We start from the raw sequence: 16,233 nt of genomic DNA on the forward strand, positions 1-16,233 counted from the left end.
TAAAGAAGCCTAATTATTTTTTAAAGCATCTTTAGATATTATTAAGACGGTCGAATAATACTGCAATTTTATCTTTAGAGATAGAAACTATTTTATCATTTTCCATAATAAGATATCCGCCATCCTTTTTAATATATTCCTTGATGTAATTTAAATTAATTAGATAGGATCGATGAGGTCTAAAAAATAGCGAAGATTTTTCCAATAATTCAACGTAGTGTTTAAGCGGTCTACTCACTAATAGTGTATCATTAAATAAGCTTATATTGGTATACATGCTATCGGCTTCCATCATAATGATATCATTAAAATTCGCAAATTTAATTCCTTCGGCATGAACTAAACCGATTTTTTTAAAGGTAGGTGTATTTAGGTTTTCTCTTAACTCCTCTAATTTAGTCGATATCTGATGAGTCGTTTTTAATGCTTTAACTTTTTCAACAGCTTCTACTACTTGAAAAGCTCTAATAGGTTTAAGAAGATAACTTATAGCTGAAAGTTCAAATGCTTTTACGGCATATTCATTATAGGCAGTAGTAAAAACAATTTCAAAACTAATCTCTTCTGGGGTTAAAAAATCTAAAATTTTTAATCCAGAGTGACCTGGCATTTCGATATCCAAAAAAACTATATCTGGTATTTCCTTTTTTATCAGGGCAATACCACTCAATAGATCCTCTGCTTCAACTATAAAATTCACTTGAGGGCATTCCTGTGTAAGTAACGTATTTAAAAGTTTTCTTGCCTTTGGCTCATCATCAATTATTACTACTTTCATCATTAAGAGATTAAGTTTAAAGGAATAAATAAGATTACTTTAGTTCCACAAGGCATATTTTTCGAATCATATAAATCTTCAATGATCAGCTCAATTTTATTAACCTTACCGTAATTGATTAGGGTTAATCTATTATTTGTCGTTTTAGTTGCAAATGATTTATGTTCAGGCCTACGTTCTAGTTTAATTTCTTCCGCTTTTTTTCTTCCAATACCATTGTCCTCAATAATGCATTTAAAATGAGTAGAATTTTTATTGGTGAAAAATATGTTTAGTATACGTTGATCTTTTTTGTGTAGTAATCCATGGTTTAACGAATTTTCTACATAAGGTTGTATCAGCATTGTAGGGATATAAATCTCATTTTGATTTAGTGTGTCATCCACTTGGATGTTATATACTAATTTTTCTTCAAATCGCATTTTCTCTAATTCCAAATACATGTTAAGGTTTTTTACTTCTTCTTCTATTGAAATGTATCCTTTATTACTTAGTGAAAGAAATGAACGCATTAGATCTGCAAACTTGCCTAAGTAATTACTGGCTAAGTTTTTTTCATTAATGACAATATATTCTTGAATAGAATTAAGTGCGTTAAAAACAAAATGAGGGTTCATTTGAGAGCGTAGGTTTTCTAGCTTCAATAGAATTAACTGATTTTCTCTGTCTAATTCTTCAATAGCCTTTACTTTTTCAAGATTCTGCTTGTGTAAAAAAAATCGAAATAATGTTAATAGAATAAAAGAAAGAATAGCAAAAAACCACAGTATAAACCACCATTTGCGCCAAATAGGTTTTTCGATAAAAACCACTACTTCTTTAATTCTGGAAGATAAATTGGTGTACGAATCCTTCGCCTTAATTTTTATACTATGAAGACCTGGTTCTAGGTTAGAAAAAACAATACTGTTTCCTCCCTGTTCAAGTGGAAACCAGCCTGCGTTTTTGCCCTGTAAACTATATTCAAAGAGCAGCCGATCATTTGCTTTGTATAAGTTAGCATGAGCACTAAGTTCTATTGTGTTTTCGTCAAAAGGAAGATAAAGAGTATCCTTTACTTCTATCGCTTCATCTTTGACTTTTAAGGAACTAATATAAATATTTGGGATAAATTCTCTGTTTTGTTTGTAGTTATTATTAATTCCGTAAACACCTTGATTAGTGCCAACTACAAGGTTTTGATCGAAAATTTCCATACCATTAATCCTTGCAGGAAAATTGGTTTGCAAATCAATTAATGTCCTCAATGAATGAGTAGTCGAATTCAATACTTGTATCCCTTTATCTGAAGCAATATATATTTCATCTTGATGAGTATGTATAGCGAATATTTGGTCAGATAATAATCCCTCGTTTTTATCGAAGGCATATACTACAGAGTCATTTTTCACCCCCAATACTCCATGGTGAAAGGTACTAATCCATGAAATACCATTGATATCAGCATCCATCTGTGAAGAATAAAAATTTTCTCCTTTATAGGTTATTATGCTTTCGTTGTGCGATGAATCAATACTGATAAAATGATCAATATCGCTTACGTAATTATATTTTGTAATTGGATTATGATGAGCACTATAAGCCCTATGTTCTCGAATATTTTTTGACTCGATTAGTTCTAAGTCATCAGTCAATGATAAAAAAGAACTCAAGCCTGCTGAAGCATATAATATTTCTTTTGGAGAGACCTCTGTTATGCTTTTTGCACTAAGTCCAAAAGGGAGGAGAATAACATTAGAAAAATTATCAGTTAAAGCAAAACCATTTTGACTAGACCCTACGTACAAAATACCATTTTGTTTATCGTAGTGTAAAGCAGAAATATTTATGGTTTTAGGTGTGTTTAGCTTTTTTATTGAGAAATCTTTGAGGTTATATAAATAAAGTTCACCCTCAATAGTTCCATATAAAATTTGACTTTCATCAATTTTTACCATCGTGGTGATATGATGTGAAGGAGAATTGAATTTGGATACATTTAAATCTGTAACAATGTAAATACCTTGATCCAGCGTAGAAATCCAGAATAAACCTTCTTGATTTTTAACCACATCTGTAATAAATATGCCAGATAAGAAATGCCGTTTTATGACGATGGAATTATCTTCTATATCTCCAATAAAGATACCATCACGCGTACAAATCCAAAGGTTTCTATCAATAGGGATTATAGTATGAACATCTAATTTCAAAAGAGCGGGTGGTAACCTTATTTTCAGTACTTCTTTTAGGATAATGTCAATTTCAAAAATCTCATTGTCAATTCCTGAACCTAGTGCATATAATTTATTTTGATGAGGAAAAAGTAAGTTCTTATTTCTTCTCTCGTTAGCTTTAGTTAATTCGCTATCATCAAAAAGCATTTTTTTGGGATTTAGCTGTAACAGGCTATTTTCAAATGTCACCATCAAAGTATCATGAAACAGTGTAGGTACTCCTAGTGCATTACTTCCAAAATTGTCTATGGAGAATGTCTTATCCTTAGGACTTAGTGCAATAATTTTTTCATTACAAAAAAGATAAACATACTCACCAATAGCTGTCAAATAAGGAAGTTCACCATTTAATTCATCTTTTAAATCCAAAAATAAAACGAGTTCATTTTTATTTACATAAAAAACCTGCCCAGACAGATTAATACACCATATTCTGCCAATATGATCCTCACTAAGCGAAAAAACAGAATAACCTCTCTTATCAGGATGTGTAAATTCCTTAAATTTCACTCCGTCATATCTAAAGAGGCCTCTGTCTGCGGCGAACCAGATAAAAGACTTACGGTCCTCTAACATATCGTAAAATTCAATATCTGGTAATTCATCTTTTTCGTTAAGATGAATGACTACAGGCTCTTGCGCATACAGTTTAACAATGCAGAGTAGGAATAATATGAAATAGCCGCGAATCATAATATTCAAAAATACTATTCTATTTAGGACTGTAGATATTCAACTTCTAAACAAAAGAGATTTATTGCTAAAGAAAATCGCAAAAGACTTGAAAGCACACAATTTCTTTTAACCAAATTGTGGAGCAGAATTACTGGCTATTAAAAAACCCGACTGATCCCATATCAGTCGGGTGAATCAAACGTCACTTCGAATTATAAAAAATACTTCTATTTAGTTTGAAGATATTATTAACGCATAAGAGATTTTACTTTTCAATTCTGTTCAAAAGAACAAGTTTTTGATCAAAAAGATGTATTTGTTTGAAACTTATAATATGAGTTTTGAATCAAACTCATATTGGATGTTTTCAACGAGGCTGAGAATTCTATTGTATAGTCACCGTGCTTCCACAAGATGAATTGGCGCTGTAGGCTTTTGGTCCTGCATTTCCACCTCTGGTTCCTGCATTGCCGTTAAAAGCATAGTAATATGACGATGAACAACTAAAAGTCCCAGTACTTCCTGCATTTATCCTCGTACCATTCATAGACCCTTCTTCATAGACATAAACGTCCTTACCAAATCCGTTTTTTATGGTAACACTGTTTTTTGCAGCAGCAGCATTAGCTAGTCGATTATTTTCTTGGATTCTTCTCCATTCAGGAGTATCCATTAAATCATCATTGTACTTTTTCATGGCTTTGTACATCAATTCACGACGATCATCGAGTAGTTTTACCCTTCTTGCATTGTTTTTGTCGGCTAACCATTTAGGCTCTACCTCTTTCTGTTGAGCTAGTGCTGCTTGAATGTAGTCTTGCCCTATTTGAGCAGCGTTCATATCTCTCAATTTATTATTTACATATAGTGCTGCCTTCATTTCAGGATTATTACCGGCCATTTTTTGCATCATACGTTCTTTAAGGGATAGTTTCTTTTTCTTCTCGTTACTGTCTTTTCCGTTTTCTTCCTTGAGGAATGATTCATGTACCAGCAAACGATAGGGGATATGAGTGCTCTTATCTTTAGCATCGAACTTCCAGTTATAATCGTAGATGATTCCATCGATCACAGAGGCACGTACAGTGCGCCCTTTACTAAACTCGCGCGGCACATAGCCAACCTTTTTTTGTAGTTTTTCATTACCCATAAAATATTCCTTACCAAATGTTACAGGAAATGCCATATTATCAATCACATAATTATAATCTGTACCATCTTCTTCAAGGACGAAATACTTGTGTTCGGAAAAATTAGGATCTTGTTTGACCTCTTTCAATACAATAGGAGTAGGATAAAGGTCATAATTAAATCCTCCCTTTTTGTCATCAATTAACTCTACTTTTCGATAGTTACCCGGTTTTAGGGATTTGATTTGTTCTGTTTGATTTTTTATTTCTTGACCAAAACCCAGCGTAGTCAAAAAAAGCAGTGCTAATGTTTTTAATACAGCAGTTCTCATGTAATAAAGTGTTAATATTTTTGGCTAAGATAGCATCATCACAGCCCTGGCCAGAGGTAAAACTGCTCTAATCAGCGATTAAACTGCTAAAACCATGATCTCAGTTTTTAAATCAAAAAACCCCCATAAAAATTGGGGGCTACATAAACGCTAACTATTGAATTATGAAAAAAATTACTTTTTTGTAAAGCGCCGTGCATGTTGATCTCCTGAAGCACCAATTACCTTGATAAGATAAAGGCCACTTTGCAGGTTGCTTATATCAATTTGGGGTGTAGTAGCATCTATGACCTGTTGCCCTTGTATATTATAAATTCTCACTTTCTTGAGATCATTTTTATTGGTCATGTTAATAGTAAGGAGATCTGTGGCGGGATTAGGAAATATTTGAAAACTTAAGTCATCGCTTTTCTCTTCATCAACGTTAAGAGCGCCTTGAGCTACCCAACGAACACTATTAAGAAGAATAGTCGTTCCATCAGTCGTTACGTCCCAAAATTGAGGACCTTCGTCACTTGAGGTAGGCCAAAAATTTAAGTGCACACGTCTTATGTTAGCAGGCCCCACGTTTTCATTTGCTACAATCAAGGGATCACCTATTTCTTGAGGATCTTGAGGGTCTGTAATCGTCCATCGTGCAATTATTTCTGCTCCATTGTCAATTCCACCTCCTTGATTTCTCAAGACAGGAGTTTGCATAAAGTCTGGGTTTCCATCAAACGAATTTACCCCATTCATGATAGGATGGTTAGGATTCAATACATCACCAAGTGCAGGTTGAAAAGCCGCTCCACCAAGATATTCGCTATTTGAAAAATAAGCACGATAAATACCAAGAATAGGATAACTAGCAATATCAACAAACGGGGTTGTAATTAATCCTCCCCCATTTTCCATAAAACTAATAAGTTCTTGTTCTAGGGCAAAAGAATCTTGGATAGGTTCGAAACTTTCTACCATAAGCAATGCAACATCGTACGAATCAAAAAGTCCCGGGAATACCGTGTCATCATGAAGCGTGAAAATATCGACATTAAATTCATTAGTACTTTCTAATTGTGTCTCAACATTTTGAGCTTGATTTAATGTATTATCTGAAAGGTTAGCTAAGATTAAGACATTAGTCTGCTGGGCGAGTACTGAAAAACTAAAAAATAGTGTTGCAATACTCAAAATTGTTTTTTGGAAATAGGATAGTAATGTTTTCATCATAATATTTTTGTTATTAAACTTCAAAAATATCTCCTAGTTTTTGTGAAAAGAAAAGCGAATTGCTAAACCAAGGAAGTGAACTGCTTAAACTGTTGTTTGAGTTTTTAAAAAGAGCATTAGTTTAGATTATGTAACTTTATAGGCTAATTAATTAAAAAGACATGAACCACCTAAGACTACTTCTCTTCCTCTTTCTTTTATGTGCTATTTCTTTTTCTTCCGCACAGCGGAAAAAATCCAAAAATGATCAACCTCTCGTTCCTCAAGAACTTTATTCTTCTTTAGAATATCGTTTAATTGGACCTTTTAGAGGCGGAAGAAGCGCCGCAGTCACAGGAGTTCCCGGTGAACCCAACTTATTTTATTTTGGAGCTGCCGGTGGCGGAGTTTGGAAAACAGAGGATGGCGGAAGAAGCTGGGGGAATATTTCAGATGGTTTTTTTGGCGGAAGCATTGGCGCAGTAACCGTTGCAAAAAGTGATCCTAATGTGATCTACGTGGGCGGAGGTGAAAAAACACTTCGTGGGAATGTTTCTTCCGGCTATGGAATATGGAAGTCAGTTGATGCCGGTAAAACCTGGACCTCTTCCGGACTTGAAAAATCAAGACACGTACCGCGTATTGTGGTGAATCCAACCGATTATAATACGGTCTATGCAGCTGTGCTAGGAAATATTTATAAACCTACCCAAGAGCGCGGAGTCTATAAAAGCACAGATGGTGGAAAATCGTGGAAAAAGACCTTATTCGTCAATGATCAGGCTGGTGCTGTCGATCTAATTATGGATCCAACAAATCCTAGGATTTTATACGCATCCACCTGGCGCGCTAAGCGCACGCCTTACAGTTTGAGTAGTGGAGGAGAAGGATCAGCTCTATGGAAAAGCATCGATAGCGGTGAAACCTGGACAGAGATATCGCTCAACAACGGATTTCCAGAAGGAACTTTGGGAATCATAGGCGTTACCGTTTCACCTGTAGATGGCGAACGCGTTTGGGCGATTGTAGAGCACCAAGAAAAAGGCGGAGTCTATAGATCAGATGATGGTGGAAAAACCTGGATGCAAACCAACGACAGCCGTAGTTTACGTCAGCGGGCGTGGTATTACACCCGTATCTATGCAGATCCGCAGGATAAAGATGTAGTTTATGTTGTTAATGTCAATTATCACAAATCAAAAGATGGTGGTAAGACTTTTAGCTCATACCGTGCACCGCACGGGGATCACCACGATCTTTGGATTGCGCCAGAGGATCCTCAACGTATGATTATTGGCGATGATGGGGGTGCACAAATTACTTACGATGGGGGTGAAACCTGGAGTACGTATTATAACCAACCCACCTCACAATTTTATAGAGTAACAACAGATAATCATTTTCCGTATCGCATTTATGCTGCCCAGCAAGATAATAGTACAGTGCGCATCAATCACCGCAGTTCGGGATATAGCATTACAGAGGATGATTGGGAGTCTACCGCCGGGGGAGAATCCGCTCATATTGCCGTTGACCCCCAAAATGATGACATTGTCTATGGAGGGAGTTATGGTGGCTTTTTAACGCGTGTAAACCACGCCACTGGAACAACAAGAGCCGTTAACGTATGGCCAGATAATCCTATGGGTTACGGTGCCGAAGGAATGAAGTACCGATTTCAATGGAACTTTCCCATCCTGTTCTCCAAGCATAATCCTAATCGGTTATACACCTTTTCACAACACGTACATGTGACCGAAAATGAAGGGCAAAGCTGGGAGATCATCAGCCCCGATTTAACCCGAAACGATCCCGAAACCCTAAAATCTTCGGGTGGACCCATCACGCAGGATAATACGGGGGTTGAGTACTATGCTACTATCTTTGCCGTAGATGAAAGCCCACTAAAAGAAGGCTTGCTTTGGGTAGGGAGTGATGATGGACTACTTCACGTGAGTAAAGACGGCGGGAAAAACTGGGAAAACGTTACGCCGAAGGACGCACCTAAAAACCTCATGTTTAACAGTATTGATGCGTCAGACTCCAAAGAAGGAGCGGCTTACGTAGCAGGAACACTTTATAAAAAAGGAGACTTTAAACCCTATTTATTTAAGACTGAAGACTACGGAAAGTCCTGGAAGAAAATCACCAATGGCATCGATCCAGAACATTTTACGCGTGTTGTTCGAGAAGATTCATCTCACCCGGGCATTCTGTATGCCGGGACAGAAACCGGCATGTATATTTCTTTTAATGATGGGAATCAATGGGAAAAGTTTCAGCTTAACTTACCTGTAGTTCCTATCACTGATTTAGCATTAAAAAATGATAATCTTATAGTAGCCACTCAGGGTAGAAGCTTATGGATTCTTGATGATCTTTCTGTCATTCATCAAGCAGCAAAATCTTCCGACAGGAATAAAAAAATGATGCTTTTTACACCTAAAGACAGCTATCGTACAAAAGGTGGAGGGGGAAGTGCCTCAAAAACTTCTGGAGCCAATCATCCTAACGGTGTTATCACCCATTTTTACCTGGATCAGTATGATGAAAAGAAGGACACGGTCTCCTTAACCTATTTGACCAAGAAAGGAGATACCATCAAGAGTTTTAGTAATCATACCAAAGAAGATAAACTTACCAAGCTAAAAGATAAAGGGAACACCTTTGTGTGGAACATGAAATACGATGGAGCCGAAGAAGTTCCCGGGATGATCTTGTGGTGGGCAAATTTGAGTGGCTCCAAAGCGCTACCGGGTGAATATGACGTGGTACTCAACGTAAATGGAGAAACCCAAAAACAGGCGTTTACTATTGTAGCAGATCCCAGGGCAGAGGTCGATCAAGGAGAAATGCAAAAGCAATTTGACTTTATCACTTCGGTGAATGAGACGGTGAGTAAAGCACATCAATCCATTAAGAATATTAGAAAGGTAAATAAACAATTGTCCGCTTTCGCGGAAGAATACAGTCAGAATAACTATGCCAAGAATGATGAGGTGGCTGCTTTAGTAACACAGGCAAAAGAGATGAAGGAAAAATTGACTAAGGTCGAAGAAGCTCTATACCAAACCAAAAACCGAAGCCGACAAGATCCCCTTAATTTTCCCATTCGACTAACGAATAAATTGGGACATTTAAATAGCCTGGTGGCCTTAGATGATTTTCCACCAACAGATCAGGATATCGCGGTAAAAAATGAGCTCACCAAAAAAATCGAGGAGCAATTACACGCATTTAATGAGGTGATGACTCAAGAAGTAGCCGAGTTTAACCGCAAGTTTAATGCACTTAAGTTGAATTATTTGATTGTAGAGGAGTAGTTTACTGTCAAGTTTAAATCAATAAAATTTTACGAAAAAGTAGTAGATGAAATTGATATCTAGATCAAAAAGAACTAAAAATAAAATAAGAGAGAGTAGATATTTGATAATGAAATTTTGGGCTTATCTTTATTTTAAATTTCATCTTCAATTTTAGTAAATTGAGCATTATGGATAATATCAAAGATAAAAAGTTGAGGATTTTGGAGAAGGTGGCAAACGTGTCTGATGAATATATCTTTGAACGAATACTATCTATTTTAGAAGAGGAGGAGTCGAATAAAGTACCCAAGGAACATTATGATATTTTACGCGAGGATCATGAAAAATATCTTAAGGGTAAATTAGAGTTGTCCTCATGGAATGATGTACAAAAACGCATAGAGAAGAAATATGGTTTTTGAAATCTCGCTTACTCCAAGAGCAGAGGAAGAGATAAATGATGCAATCGATTGGTATGAAGGGAAAAAGATAGGTTTAGGAGCAGATTTCTATCATGAGTTGGTAACCGAATTTAATTATATTAGGACTTACCCGATGCATTGTCCTGTAAAAAGAGATAATTTTAGAGAGGCCGTTATTAATAGATTTCCATTTATAATTATGTTTCGCATTATTGAGGAGCAGCTAATTATTTATTCCGTCTTTAACACATATAGAAATCCTAAATCTAAACCACGCTAACCAGCTTTAATGGAATATTACGCATACATTAAATCGCTCCACCTTATTTTTGTAATTACTTGGTTTGCGGGCTTATTCTACATTCCGCGATTATTCATTTACCATATTGAAGCGCATCAACAACCTTTACCGGATCGTAAAATTCTTACAGATCAGCTTAAAATTATGACTAAGCGCTTATGGTATATCATTACCTGGCCCTCAGCTATTTTAGCCACTGGTTTTGCGCTTTGGTTATTGTATTTGGTTCCATCTTGGCTTCAGCAGGGTTGGATGCATGTAAAGTTGGGCTTCGTCTTAGGGCTCATTATCTATCATTTAAAATGTCATCAAATTTTTAAACAATTTCAGCAAGACACCATTAAATGGACATCCTATGGGATGCGCATCTTCAACGAGATCACTACGATTATTCTTTTTGCGGTAGTTTTTTTAGCAATTTTAAAAGATTCTTTCAATTGGATTTATGGTGTGGTTGGGATCATTGCTTTGGGGGTACTTTTAATGTCTGGAATAAAAATCTATAATGCCATTAGAAATAAATCGGCGCAATAATTGCAGCAAGCAGGCTCTATGGGAATCTCTAATTTATCGCTTCGCAACCGCATTTTTTTTACCATGATCCTATTGGTATTGGGAGCGTCTATTTTGATTGCCGGGGTTACCATCTATCAGTATAATGAAGAAGCCTCAGACTATCATACGGATCGTTTGGAGCGAAAAGAAGAGGCAGTAAAAGAAGAAATTGCCTATGTGCTTAGAAACACAACCTTTGAGGTGGTTGCGCGCAAACTTCCCATCATCTTTAAAGAAAAAGGAGATATTTTTAGGATTGCAGAGGTGCACAATTTACCCATCAATTTATATGACCTAGAGGGGAGCTTTCTGGTAAAATCAAAACAATCTTTTTTTATTGATACCACCAATAAACAATTGGATCGAAAGGTGTTGGACGATCTTAAAAGTTCCTCAGATAAAAGAGTTCTTTATCGCACAGAAAAAGCTGGCGAAACCTTTGTAACCTCGTATTCTTACGTTACTGATAATAAGTTCAAACCCTTAGCCATTCTCAATATCCCCTATGCCGAAGATGATGACTTCATCACCCGCGAGTTAACCGAGTTTTTACAGCGCCTGGGAGAGGTGTATTTATTTATGCTTTTGGTAGCGATTTTGCTAGCGTATTTTTTGTCCAATTACATCACTAAGTCGATCAAAACCATCTCTGATAAGATCACAAAAACCCGATTAGATCAACGCAATGAAAAGATTGAAATTGCGAACGCAGGTCAAGAAATGAGTGCATTGATTACCGCTTACAACGGGATGATTGACGAATTGGAAGAGAGCGCAGTAAAACTAGCCTCTAGCGAACGCGAACAAGCCTGGCGAGAGATGGCCAAGCAGGTAGCGCATGAAATTAAGAATCCGCTTACGCCCATGCGATTAAGCGTACAAAACTTTCAGCGTAGGTTTGATCCTAAGGATCCGCAGATTGATGAAAAGGTCGATGATTTCTCTAAAACCTTGATTCAGCAGATCGATACGATGAGTAATATTGCTTCAGCTTTTTCAAATTTTGCAAAAATGCCTGCACAGCAAAAAGAGGAACTCAATGTGACAGAAATCACCCGATTGGCGCTGGATATTTTTGATGAGGACTACATCCATTTTTCCGCAGAAAAAGAAGAAATCAAGGCCGTTTTTGATCGCACGCAGTTGATCAGAGTAGTCACTAATTTGGTTAAAAATGCTAAACAAGCTATTACTCAGACTGATTATCCCAGTATATATGTTTCGGTTACCACAAAAGGAGACAAGGTGCATATCGATGTCGCAGATAATGGAGCCGGAATTACTGAGGAGAATAAACCTAAAATTTTTGAGCCTAAATTTACAACCAAATCCAGCGGGATGGGATTAGGGCTTGCCATGGTAAAAAACATTGTAGAGACCTATAACGGCACCATCACATTTACCTCTCAAGAAGGTAAAGGAACAACATTTACGGTGTGCTTTCCTATCATTTCAGACGAGTAAGCGAAAGCAAATGAGAAAAAAAACACATAAAATGAACAAAGACTAAAATATAACATAATGAATTATACTAACCTACTTACCTCTACCAAAGGCGCAATCCATTACATCACTATCAATCGCCCTTCAAAACTTAATGCACTTAACAAAGAGACCATCCAAGAATTGCATACCGCTTTCGCGGAAGCTGAAAGAGAGCGCATCATAAAAGCAATTATCCTAACCGGAAGCGGAGAAAAAGCCTTCGTTGCCGGTGCAGACATTAGCGAGTTTGCCGATTTTGAAGTAGCCGAAGGAAAGAAACTAGCCGCAAAAGGACAGGAACTTTTATTTGATTTCGTAGAGCAACTCTCAACTCCGGTAATTGCAGCTATCAATGGATTTGCATTAGGCGGCGGACTAGAACTCGCCATGGCGTGCCATATTAGAATTGCTAGTGATAACGCAAAAATGGGCCTGCCAGAAGTTTCTTTGGGAGTAATTCCCGGTTACGGCGGCACTCAACGTTTACCGCAGTTGGTGGGCAAAGGCAGAGCCTTTGAAATGATCATGACCGCAGGCATGATTAATACAGAACAAGCACTTCATTATGGATTGGTCAATCATGTCACCACAGCTGAAGAATTAATCCCTCTGGCTGAAAAAATCGCTTCTAAAATCATCAAAAATTCTCCGGTCGCCATAAGCGCAGCCATTAAAGCGGTTAATGCAGGATTTAAAGACGGAGTCAACGGTTATCAAGCTGAAATAGATGCTTTTGGCGAAAGCTTTGGTACAGCAGATTTTACGGAAGGAACCAACGCCTTTTTAGAAAAGAGGAAAGCAGATTTCCCGGGAGAGTAATTTTGAGGCATTAGTCTTTGAGGGATCAGGAATTAGGCAATTGCGATGAGTTTGTGAGTGGTGAGTTGATGAGTGATAAGTCAAAAAGTTTAGAAGCTGAAATTTATTCGTGCATTCGTGGTGTTGATAACTAAGAAAAATAATTATTAAATGGAATAATTACATAAATTTGTAATAAATCCATTAAATGAATACCGAATACAAAAAAGGAAGAGGAGCACAAGAACGAGAAGCCAATCATTTTTTGGAATATTCTCATGAATTGCGAGATGATTTTTTGAATCATTGTACAACAGTCAATGAGGAGCCTCAATCCACCAAAACACACTATATTTCTACCTTCCCTAAAACTATTGTAAATAAAGTGACTAGTCCAGATGTTGGGATGATGTATAGCATGAATCCCTATCAGGGCTGTGAGCATGGGTGTGTCTATTGCTACGCTAGAAATAGCCATGAATACTGGGGATATGGTCCCGGACTCGATTTTGAGCAGAAAATTTTAGTAAAGAAAAATGCCGCCGAGTTACTTGAGAAAAAACTCCGCAGTAAATCCTGGAAAGCCGAAACTATTGTTATGTCCGGTAATACGGACTGCTATCAACCCGCCGAAAAGAAATTTGAGATTACAAGAGAGTGTTTAAAACTGTTTTTAAAATACAAACATCCTGTTGCCATCATCACTAAAAACGCCTTGATTCAGCGGGATTTGGATTTATTAAAAGAACTACAGAAAGATAATTTGATTGCAGTAAATATTTCGGTGACTTCGCTATCAGAAGAAACCAGACGATTATTAGAACCCAGAACGGTATCCATTAAAAAACGGCTTCAAACCATAGAGGTCTTAAGTAACGCAGGAATTCCAGTTAACGCCATGTTGGCACCTATCATCCCGGGAATTAACAGCCATGAAATTTTATCATTGGCAAACGCAGTTTCAAATGCAGGAGCAACCTCTATGGCGTTTACGGTAGTTCGATTAAACGGTGCGATTGGGAGAATATTTACGTCCTGGATTAAAAAAGCCTTACCAGACCGTGCTGAAAAAGTCTTACATGGAATAGAAGCTTGCCATGGCGGCACACTCAACGATAGTAGATTTGGAGTGCGTAATAGAGGTGAGGGTCACCTAGCTGATCAAATCCATCAAATATTTGCACTGGCTAAAAAAACCTATTTTAAAGATACATCACGACCAAAACTAAATAAAGAGTTGCATGTGCAATATAAAACAGGGCAGATGAGGTTGTTTTAACGCTCTCCATTCCATTCTCTATAAAACTGCTCCAAATACATTTCCATAAAGTCGTGACGTTCTTCGGCAAGTTTTTTTCCTGTGGCCGTGTTCATTTTATCTTTAAGGAGTAACAACTTCTCGTAGAAATGATTGATGGTATGCGATTTGGCTTTTTTATATTCAGTTTTGGTGAGGTTGAGATTGGGTTTTATGGATGGATCGTATAGCGGTCGGTTCTTAAAGCCGCCATAGTTAAAGCAACGTGCAATTCCAATGGCCCCAATAGCATCTAACCGATCTGCATCTTGAACTACCTCAAGTTCAGTGGAGGTAAATTTTTCTCCACGCTCATCCAAGCTATTTTTAAACGAGATGTACTTGATGATGTTGATCACGTGATCCGTCGTAGTAGGATCGACCTTCTGAGACTCTAAAAACTCTTGAGCTACTTTTGGCCCTATGCTCTCATCACCATCGTAAAACTTAGCATCAGCGATATCGTGGAGTAATGTACCCAGTGCGACGATTTCTAGATTGACCTCTTCGGTCTTAGCAATGTGCATCGCAGTATTATACACCCGTTCAATGTGAAACCAGTCGTGTCCACCTTCAGTGTTTTTGAGTGTCTTCTTTACAAAGCTGATCGTATTTTTAATAAGAGTTTGATCTATAACGCTCATGAACTATAGTGTTGTCACGCAAAGGCGCAAGGACGCAAAGAGAAAGAGTTATAAAAAATAAAATTCTTCTCGCTCCCTCATACCTCATACCTAACCCCTAAATTTAACCCACCACGGCAGGCTGTACCCACTTAAAATGGAATACATCTTCGGGGATTTTTAAGCGATCGCTCACCCGTTGCATTCTCCCGGGAAGTTTCATGAGGTAATCGCGGGCTTTTTCAGCCTCATCGGTAAGGTCAACTATAGAGTCAATATTCCATTTTTTAATCAGGCGATCTAAAATGTCAATATAGTCCTGTGCCGTATACACTTCAATACGTTGCGCGGCGTTAGAGAATTCTTCAAAAGCACTCCCAATTCCGCCGCCAGATTCTCTTAAAAAATGTGCCGGCATCACGATCTTTTTCTTCATCATATCGCTAAAGGCAATCATCATTTGACTAGGGTCAACCTTAAAGATTTCATCAATAAACGTACTGTAGGCATTAAAGTGACGCATCTCATCTCCAGAAATGATCTTACACATTTTGGATAGGGATTTATTCCCATAGTCTTTGGCTAATTTAGCTACGCGATTATGCGAAATATAGGTAGCCAATTCTTGAAAACTGGTATATACAAAGTTTTTGTAGGGATCTTGATCTGTACCAATATCAAAACCATCATTGATAAGGTGTTGCGTCGTGCGCTCTACCTCTCGCATATCCACCCGACCAGAGAGATATAAGTATTTATTGAGTGTATCTCCATGACGATTCTCTTCACTGGTCCAATAGCGATTCCAACGTGACCAGGCATTACCACCATCTTGTTGATTTACACCTTCAATATCCATGATCCAAGATTCGTAGGTGGGTAATGCTTCTTCGGTTATGGTATCACCCACTAAAACCACCCAAAAATCGTATGGAAGTTCTTTGGCCAGTTCTCTAAGTTCTTTTACCTCATCAAAGAACGTATCCGGATTTTGAGAATCAGGTAAAAAGTCGGTTGGTTGCCATACGGTATCAATGGGCATTAGAAATTGATCGATAAAACTATCGACGCGTTTTTCTAATAACTGCATTACTTCTAATCTAATATTGTCCATGGCCATAGCTA

At 37.4% G+C, this 16,233-nt stretch carries 13 protein-coding genes; 7 read left to right on the forward strand and 6 right to left on the reverse strand.

Features of this window, described 5'->3' with window-relative positions:
* Positions 1-31: 31 nt before the first annotated feature.
* The 4 genes from ABD000_RS10135 to ABD000_RS10150 all read right to left on the reverse strand — a co-directional run bounded on the left by ABD000_RS10135 (position 32) and on the right by ABD000_RS10150 (position 6,343).
* The gene (locus ABD000_RS10135; protein ID WP_343766861.1) at positions 32-781 is read right to left on the reverse strand and encodes a LytR/AlgR family response regulator transcription factor; all 750 of its coding nucleotides are present in this window, start codon (positions 779-781) and stop codon (positions 32-34) included.
* Entirely contained in the window at positions 781-3,504 is a 2,724-nt protein-coding gene (locus tag ABD000_RS10140; protein WP_343766863.1) for a sensor histidine kinase, read from the reverse strand. The genes ABD000_RS10135 and ABD000_RS10140 overlap by 1 nt, the downstream gene beginning before the upstream one ends.
* A gap of 550 nt (positions 3,505-4,054) precedes the next feature.
* Positions 4,055-5,131 carry a hypothetical protein gene (locus ABD000_RS10145; protein ID WP_343766866.1) on the reverse strand — a complete coding sequence of 359 codons (1,077 nt, stop codon included), beginning with the start codon at positions 5,129-5,131 and terminating at the stop codon, positions 4,055-4,057.
* A 174-nt stretch (positions 5,132-5,305) separates the two neighbouring features.
* The gene (locus tag ABD000_RS10150) at positions 5,306-6,343 is read right to left on the reverse strand and encodes a T9SS type A sorting domain-containing protein (RefSeq protein ID WP_343766868.1); all 1,038 of its coding nucleotides are present in this window, start codon (positions 6,341-6,343) and stop codon (positions 5,306-5,308) included.
* Between the two features lie 161 nt (positions 6,344-6,504).
* Between ABD000_RS10150 and ABD000_RS10155 the strand changes: the two genes are divergently transcribed.
* The 7 genes from ABD000_RS10155 to ABD000_RS10185 all read left to right on the forward strand — a co-directional run bounded on the left by ABD000_RS10155 (position 6,505) and on the right by ABD000_RS10185 (position 14,467).
* On the forward strand, positions 6,505-9,645 hold the full coding sequence (locus ABD000_RS10155; RefSeq protein ID WP_343766871.1) for a WD40/YVTN/BNR-like repeat-containing protein: 3,141 nt from the start codon (positions 6,505-6,507) through the stop codon (positions 9,643-9,645).
* Between the two features lie 170 nt (positions 9,646-9,815).
* Complete coding sequence (locus ABD000_RS10160; RefSeq protein ID WP_343766876.1) at positions 9,816-10,049, forward strand: hypothetical protein; 234 nt, start codon at positions 9,816-9,818, stop codon at positions 10,047-10,049.
* Positions 10,039-10,329, forward strand: coding sequence for a type II toxin-antitoxin system RelE/ParE family toxin (locus ABD000_RS10165; RefSeq protein WP_343766881.1), 291 nt, complete (start codon positions 10,039-10,041; stop codon positions 10,327-10,329). The genes ABD000_RS10160 and ABD000_RS10165 overlap by 11 nt, the downstream gene beginning before the upstream one ends.
* A gap of 9 nt (positions 10,330-10,338) precedes the next feature.
* On the forward strand, positions 10,339-10,884 hold the full coding sequence (locus ABD000_RS10170) for a CopD family protein (protein ID WP_343766884.1): 546 nt from the start codon (positions 10,339-10,341) through the stop codon (positions 10,882-10,884).
* 18 nt (positions 10,885-10,902) lie between these two features.
* The gene (locus ABD000_RS10175) at positions 10,903-12,369 is read left to right on the forward strand and encodes a sensor histidine kinase (RefSeq protein ID WP_343767320.1); all 1,467 of its coding nucleotides are present in this window, start codon (positions 10,903-10,905) and stop codon (positions 12,367-12,369) included.
* A gap of 57 nt (positions 12,370-12,426) precedes the next feature.
* Positions 12,427-13,209, forward strand: coding sequence for an enoyl-CoA hydratase/isomerase family protein (locus tag ABD000_RS10180; RefSeq protein ID WP_343766890.1), 783 nt, complete (start codon positions 12,427-12,429; stop codon positions 13,207-13,209).
* Between the two features lie 187 nt (positions 13,210-13,396).
* Complete coding sequence (locus ABD000_RS10185; protein WP_343766896.1) at positions 13,397-14,467, forward strand: PA0069 family radical SAM protein; 1,071 nt, start codon at positions 13,397-13,399, stop codon at positions 14,465-14,467.
* On the opposite strand, the gene ABD000_RS10190 is transcribed toward ABD000_RS10185, so the two are convergent.
* On the reverse strand, positions 14,464-15,129 hold the full coding sequence (locus ABD000_RS10190) for an HD domain-containing protein (protein ID WP_343766901.1): 666 nt from the start codon (positions 15,127-15,129) through the stop codon (positions 14,464-14,466). The two genes, ABD000_RS10185 and ABD000_RS10190, sit on opposite strands and share 4 nt — an antisense overlap.
* A 103-nt stretch (positions 15,130-15,232) precedes the next feature.
* Positions 15,233-16,228: an acyl-ACP desaturase gene (locus ABD000_RS10195; RefSeq protein WP_343766907.1), complete on the reverse strand. Its 996-nt coding sequence runs from the start codon at positions 16,226-16,228 to the stop codon at positions 15,233-15,235.
* Positions 16,229-16,233: the final 5 nt, after the last annotated feature.

Source organism: Gangjinia marincola, assembly GCF_039523415.1.
In the GTDB taxonomy this organism is placed as follows: Bacteria; Bacteroidota; Bacteroidia; order Flavobacteriales; family Flavobacteriaceae; genus Gangjinia; species Gangjinia marincola.